Source organism: Sphingomonas sp. EU05-FHT14C10 (assembly GCF_058790595.1).
The window spans coordinates 85,772-91,771 of record NZ_JBYTEN010000016.1 but is presented as its reverse complement, the minus strand read 5'-3'; the positions used below and the strand labels follow the sequence as shown (position 1 = coordinate 91,771).

The following is a 6,000-nucleotide window of genomic DNA, read 5'->3' as shown; positions in this document are numbered from 1 at the left end:
CCAGAGGCGAACGCCTGTTTCGGGGGCTAGGAGATGTGGAGAAGAGCCAGGCCCGGTTCCGCCGCCACTGCGTTTCAGCATTTCTCATATTTCCAGTGCCGGGCCTTGCCCTCGGCCAGCCATTCGACCGATTGCGCGATCCGCTTGGCCCGCGTCTCCGGGCGCTTCGCCTCGGTCACCCATTCGAGATAATCGTGGCGCTTGCCCGGCGGGAACCCCTCCCAGGTCGCTGCGGCCGCCGGCACGGCATCGATCGCGTGCTGCAAGTCGTCGGGCATGGCGATCGCGGCGCGCGGCGCATGCTTGGCCGGCCGTTTCTGCCCCGTCTCGCCCAGCGCCATCGCTTTCGCGACCATCGCGCGGAACGCAGCTTCGTCGGGCAGGTCGGCAAGGCTGGTCAGCCGCCCGAACTGCCCCATCGCGCCTTCGCCCTTTTCGCCGGCCGCCGCCTCGCCCTGCCAGAAGCCGAAGCTCGCATGCGCCTTGAACGCCGCCAACCCGGCAAGGATACGCCCCTTGTAAGTGAAGCTCGGGCTGCTCCAGCGCATCGTCTCTTCCGCCTCGGGGCAGGCGGCGTGAATCCACTCGCGCAACTGGCCAAGGATCGGCCGGGCAAATGGCGCCGCCTTTTCGATATAGGCGTCGATCCGATCGTCGCGCATCGTTTCACTCCATTTCGGCGCAGTTTTGATGCGCCGGTTTCACGTTTCCGGCAACTTGGCTTTACGCTTTGATTACGGATGCGGTTCTAAAAGGCCCTCGCGAGGGAGGGACCGTTAACCGTGCGCATTGCCGCCAGGCTTGCCGTGCAGCATGAACCGCAGGACGACCGGCGTCAGGCCGAGCGGCTTGCCGTCTGCGCGTCGGCCACGATGCGGGCGCTCGGCTATCACGGGATCGACGTCGTCCTGCGCGACATCTCAGGCGAAGGCTTCATGGCCGAGACGAGCGACGCGGTCGCACCCGGCAGCCTCGTCCGCCTGCGCATCCCCGGCCTCGGTGCGGTGCTTGCCCGCATCGTCTGGTCCAAACCTGGTCATGTCGGCGGCAGCTTCTTCAATCCGGTGAATGACGGCCAGCTACGCCGGATCGTCGGGATCGGCGCGCGGTGACGTTGGCCAGCACGATCAGGTCGAACCCGCATTGGCTGCCGGAAAACGACCCCAATATCCTGGCCGACGTGCCGGGCGAGGACGGCTGGCCGATCGTCGGCACCACCGTCCAGATGCTCAGCGACCCTCCCGCCTTCGTCCAGCGGATGCACGATCGCTACGGCAACGTCTATCGCTCGAAGAATTTCGGCGGCCGCCTCGTCACGCTGCTCGGCGCCGAGGCCAACGAGTTCGTGCTGTTCGACCGCGATCGCATCTTCTCGTCCGAGCAGGGCTGGGGCACCGTCCTCAATCTCGTCTTCCCGCGCGGGCTGATGCTGATGGACTTCGACCATCACCGCGCCGATCGCCGCATTCTCTCCGCCGCCTTCAAGCCGGAGGCGATGCGCAGCTATTGCGAGGGGCTCAACCGCGTCATCGCCACGCGCGCCGGGGAATGGCGCGGCGAGCATGTGCAGGTCTATCCCGCGGTCAAGACGCTGACGCTGGACCTTGCCGCCACCTGCTTCCTCGGCATCCCCTTCGGCCCCGAGTGCGACCGCATCAACAAGGCCTTCATCGATATGGTCGCCGCCGCCGTCGCCGTGGTGCGCGTTCCCCTTCCCGGCACCGCGATGGGGCGCGGGGTCGCCGGGCGCAGCTATCTGTCGCGCCACTTCCGCGACGCCATTCCGGAACGCCGCGCGGGCGACGGGCAGGACATCTTCAGCCAGATCTGTCGCGCGACCGACGAGGAGGGCCGCCCGCTCGACGACGGCCGGATCATCGACCACATCAATTTCCTGATGATGGCGGCGCACGACACCACCACCTCGACCATCGCCTATATGGCGATGATGCTCGCCCGCCACCGCGACTGGCAGGACAGGCTGCGCGAGGAGATGCTCGGCCTCGGGCTCGGCAGCGGCCCCATACCCTATGAACGCGTCGGCGATCTCGTCCTCACCGAATATGCGATGAAGGAATCGCTGCGCCTGATGCCGCCGGTGCCCTCGATCCCGCGCCGAGCGCTCAAGCCCTTCAGCTATGGCGGCTACGCGTTTCCGGCGGGCACCTTCGTCGGGTTGCAGACCGGCTTCACGCACCGCATGCCCGAATATTGGCCCAGCCCCAATCGCTTCGACCCGATGCGCTTCACGCCCGAAAAGGTGCGCGCGCGCCACAAATATGCCTGGGTCCCCTTCGGCGGCGGCGCGCATATGTGCCTGGGGCTGCACTTCGCCTTCATGCAGGCGAAAATCTTCTTCTATCATCTGCTGGTCAACGGCCAGCTCACGCTCGTCCGCGACAGCCGCCGCTGGCACACCTGGCCTATCCCCCGCCCGCGCGACACGCTCACCGTCCGCTACGATCCGCTCTGAGGGGCGCGGCCCCACTGGACACGCCCCCAAGCCCCGTTAATCTCACGCCAAATAGGGGCAAGGGGACAGTGCCATGATGACCACCAGACGCGCGCTGCTCGCCGGCGCGGCGGCGCTCGCCGCGACACCGGCCTTCGCGGTGATCGAGGCATCGCCCGCCCGCCTCTTCCTCCAGGCGCCCGGCAAGCGCGACTATGGCCCCGCGATCGATGCGATCCTCGCCGCCGCCCGCGCCGAGCTCGCCGCCAGCGGCCTGCCCGGCATGATCATGGCGCTGACCGATGACGAGGGCTTCTCCGCCACGCTCTGCATCGGCTGGGCAGATCTCACCGCGCGCATCCCCGTCGGCCCCGATCATCTGTTCGAGATCGGCTCGATCTCCAAGTCGCTCACCGCGCTCGCGCTCTGGCGGCTCGCGGCGGAGGGCCGGATCGATCTGGGCGCCCCCATCGCGCGCTACCTGCCGCAAGGCCTCGTCCCGCCCGAGCCGATCAGCACGCTCCAGCTTCTCGATCATGTCTCGGGGCTGCCCAATTTCGCGGCCATCCCGCCGCACACGCCCGATGGCCGGCTGTGGGTGGGGCCGAAGCCCGGCGCGCGCTTCTATTATTCCAACACCGGCTATGAGCTTGCCGGCCTGATCATCGATGCCGTCGCCGGCCGCCCGCATCCCGAGGTGATCCGCGAGACGGTGCTGCGCCCCATCGGCATGAAGCATGCCGACGCGCATATCCGCTACGCCCACCGCCCGCATATGGCGACGGGCTATGTCGCGCGCACCGATCTCACCCCCATGTTCGGCGCGCCGCTGGTCGAGGGACCGTGGACCGAGGAAGCGATGGCGGCGGGCGCCGTCGTCGCCACCGCCGACGATATGGCCGCCTATCTGCGCTACGTCATCGCGCTTGGGCGCGGCGCCGGCGGCCCGCTCTTCCCCGATGCCACGGCGAAAGCGCTGCTCGCGGACTCAGTCGAGGCCAGGGATATTGGCGGCCGCTATTCCTCGGGCTTCATGCGTCTTGCGATCGACGATCGGCCGACGCTCCACCACACCGGCGGCATGCTGCTTTTCTCCTCGTCCTTCGATGTCGATGCGCCCGCCGGCGTCGGCGCCTTCGCCAGCGTCAACGGTATCCTTGCCGAGCATCGGCCGACCGGCGTCACTGCCTTCGCCATTCGCGCGCTCCGTGCGGTGCGGGAGGGCAAGCCGCTGCCCGCAGCGCCCGATCCCTTCGCCCCGCGCCGCGTCGCGAAGCCCGATCGCTTCGCCGGCCGCTGGGTCGCCGCCGACGGCAAGTCGCTCGAGATCCGCAAGTCGGTGGGCGGCACCGGCGCCGATCTGGTCGTGGAGGGCCGCACCGGCCGGCTGGAATCGATCGGCGGCATGTTGATGACCGATCTTCCCGGCTACACCGCCTTCGCCTTCGAATTCTCGGCGAGCGGCAAGGCCGAAGACGCCCCGCTCGATCGTCTCTGGTACGGCGATCGTCTCTACGCGCGCGACGCCGCCCCCGCGCCCCAGCCCGCCGCCCCCGCGCGGCTCAAGCTGCTGGCCGGCGGCTACCGCGCGCCCAATCGCTGGGTCGGAGACTTCGATGTCGTCATCCGCGACGGCGGCCTCGCCATCCCCGGCCTCGGCGCAATGGTTGAGGACAAGCGCGGCTTCTGGCGCACCGCCGAGGACAAGGAAGGCCAGGAACGCTTCCTGTTCGACACGCTGATCGCCGGGCGGCCCTACCGGATGCTGTTCTCCGGGCAGGATTGCGTGCGGATTGATTAGGGGTGGGGCGACGAGGTTCTGCCAATTGGCGATCTTATGGGAGATCAGCGGTTATTCGTTCGCCATGCGGGCTTCCTTTCGCAATCAGGAAAATCCCTTTCATGTGCTTGGAATCATCAATCTTTCTAACTGGCGCTCGTTTCGGCGAGCTGTGAACTTTAATCCGCCGCACAATGGCGCGTCGGGTTGCCAAGATCAACGATACGTGATTCAATTCGAATTAGGGGTGACGCACTCGTGACCGCAGAAATCGCGATATTGAACAAGTCCGCCGTTGTGCTTGCAACAGACAGTGCGGTGACGATTTCTGCGGGGAATGATCAGCATAAGATATTTGATAGCGCCGACAAGCTATTTGAGCTGGCTCAAGGTGATTCCTTGGCGATCATGATTAATAACGACATGAATTTCATGGACGCCCCACTTCCCGTATTGATCAAAGAATACCGGAATGATGCGCCTCGATTCGCAAATGTTCGTGATGCTGGAGAGCATTTTTACAATACCTAGCAAATTTTTCTCATCAGTCTCCAGAACGAATAAAATTGCAGTCTTTAGAGCGGAATATTGCTCCGGCATTCCTTCATATTAATAATCAAGCCCGACAGGCGTGGTTAAACGAAATTATTGACCCAGATACCCAGGATCTTAAGGATCATTACTCCGAAAATGCGGCCGTCGGAGACATTGGCCGTGAGATGATCGACAGAGAGCTCGATACATTCCATCGAGTTATTGATTCTCTACCTGACGCACTTTTCATCGGAGATGGCCCGGTAACTTTCACAGCAAACGAGCTGCAGCTCTTTGAGCGCCTCGCGACCGATATTCTGGTTACCGCTAGCAATGAACAGCGAGCACGGGCCACGGAGATCATGCGACGTGCCCTATTGAAGCAAGGGGTGGGTCCGAGTTCCACGGGCGTAATCGTCGCAGGATTTGGTTCGGATGAGTTATTTCCAACTCTTGTTTCATATGAGCTTCAGGGTGTCGTGGGAGAGCGACTAAAATACGCTCAAACAAATCTGATCGACATTGATCGTAACGGCGTGAAGGCGCGTGTACTACCCTTTGCACAGAGAGAAATGGTCGAGCGCTTCCTCTATGGCCTCGATACACCTCTTAGAGAGAGCATCTCTATATTCTGTAGAGGTGCGATTCCTAGGATCGCCGATGAGCTACTTGGTGCTTTAGACTTATCCGAAGATGACCGAGCATTTATGAGGGCACGAGCTCAGGCCGCCGAGGACGGGTTTCTCGAAGGGTTGCATACTGAGGGCTTCGAGGCGATCCAAAAATCGTCGGAAACGGAGATTGAGGAAATGGTCGAGTTTATGCCGAAACCAGAGATGGCGCGAATGGCTGAGGCGCTCGTTAACCTGACCTCCATTAAGCGCCGTGTATCTCGTGGGTTTGAGACAGTGGGCGGCCCTATCGACGTGGCTGTCATCTCCAAGGCAGAAGGCTTTGTATGGGTTAAGCGGAAACACTATTTCCCTCGAGAGTTGAATGAGCGGTACTTCGATCGTATGCGCGATCGGCCTTAACGAGGAGGGTGACGCGATGCTGAACATAAATTCGCTCGAATGCCTTCTAGAGCGCGAAGACAAGGCATCTAGGCGCGATGAAACACACTTTGGGGACAAGGCGTTCGCCACAGCCGTAGAGATGACTCGCGCGCGAATCTCTTATGCTTTCAAAGATGTCGACAAAGTTCCAGCTAAGGTTAGAGCGTTCTGACCAGAGG

Annotated in this window: 6 protein-coding genes; 5 read left to right on the top strand and 1 reads right to left on the bottom strand. The window is 63.1% G+C overall.

The genetic code is table 11. The features are described 5' to 3' along the window. Positions 1 to 74: 74 nt before the first annotated feature. A complete protein-coding gene (locus tag AC3WT0_RS15015; RefSeq protein WP_492754239.1) occupies positions 75 to 662 on the bottom strand; it encodes a YdeI/OmpD-associated family protein in 588 nt (195 codons plus the stop codon). Between the two features lie 120 nt (positions 663 to 782). On the opposite strand from AC3WT0_RS15015, the gene AC3WT0_RS15010 reads away from it, so the two are divergent. The 5 genes from AC3WT0_RS15010 (at position 783) to AC3WT0_RS14990 (ending at position 5,800) form a co-directional block, all read left to right on the top strand. Further along, on the top strand, positions 783 to 1,112 hold the full coding sequence (locus AC3WT0_RS15010) for a PilZ domain-containing protein (RefSeq protein WP_492754238.1): 330 nt from the start codon (positions 783 to 785) through the stop codon (positions 1,110 to 1,112). Continuing rightward, positions 1,109 to 2,473, top strand: a complete 1,365-nt coding sequence (locus AC3WT0_RS15005; RefSeq protein WP_492754237.1) for a cytochrome P450 — start codon at positions 1,109 to 1,111, stop codon at positions 2,471 to 2,473. The genes AC3WT0_RS15010 and AC3WT0_RS15005 overlap by 4 nt, the downstream gene beginning before the upstream one ends. 73 nt (positions 2,474 to 2,546) lie before the next feature. Beyond that, positions 2,547 to 4,253: a serine hydrolase domain-containing protein gene (locus AC3WT0_RS15000; protein ID WP_492754236.1), complete on the top strand. Its 1,707-nt coding sequence runs from the start codon at positions 2,547 to 2,549 to the stop codon at positions 4,251 to 4,253. 237 nt (positions 4,254 to 4,490) lie between these two features. After that, positions 4,491 to 4,763 (top strand): hypothetical protein, encoded by a 273-nt coding sequence (locus AC3WT0_RS14995; RefSeq protein ID WP_492754234.1) that lies wholly within the window; start codon positions 4,491 to 4,493, stop codon positions 4,761 to 4,763. A gap of 35 nt (positions 4,764 to 4,798) precedes the next feature. After that, positions 4,799 to 5,800 carry a hypothetical protein gene (locus AC3WT0_RS14990; protein WP_492754233.1) on the top strand — a complete coding sequence of 334 codons (1,002 nt, stop codon included), beginning with the start codon at positions 4,799 to 4,801 and terminating at the stop codon, positions 5,798 to 5,800. The last annotated feature ends 200 nt before the right edge of the window (positions 5,801 to 6,000 follow it).

What these genes read in the sequence shown, in the direction of transcription:
- AC3WT0_RS15015 (WP_492754239.1), bottom strand. Translation starts at nt 662, where the DNA reads ATGCGCGACGATCGGATCGACGCCTATATCGAAAAGGCGGCGCCATTT.
- AC3WT0_RS15000 (WP_492754236.1), top strand. Translation starts at nt 2,547, where the DNA reads ATGATGACCACCAGACGCGCGCTGCTCGCCGGCGCGGCGGCGCTCGCC.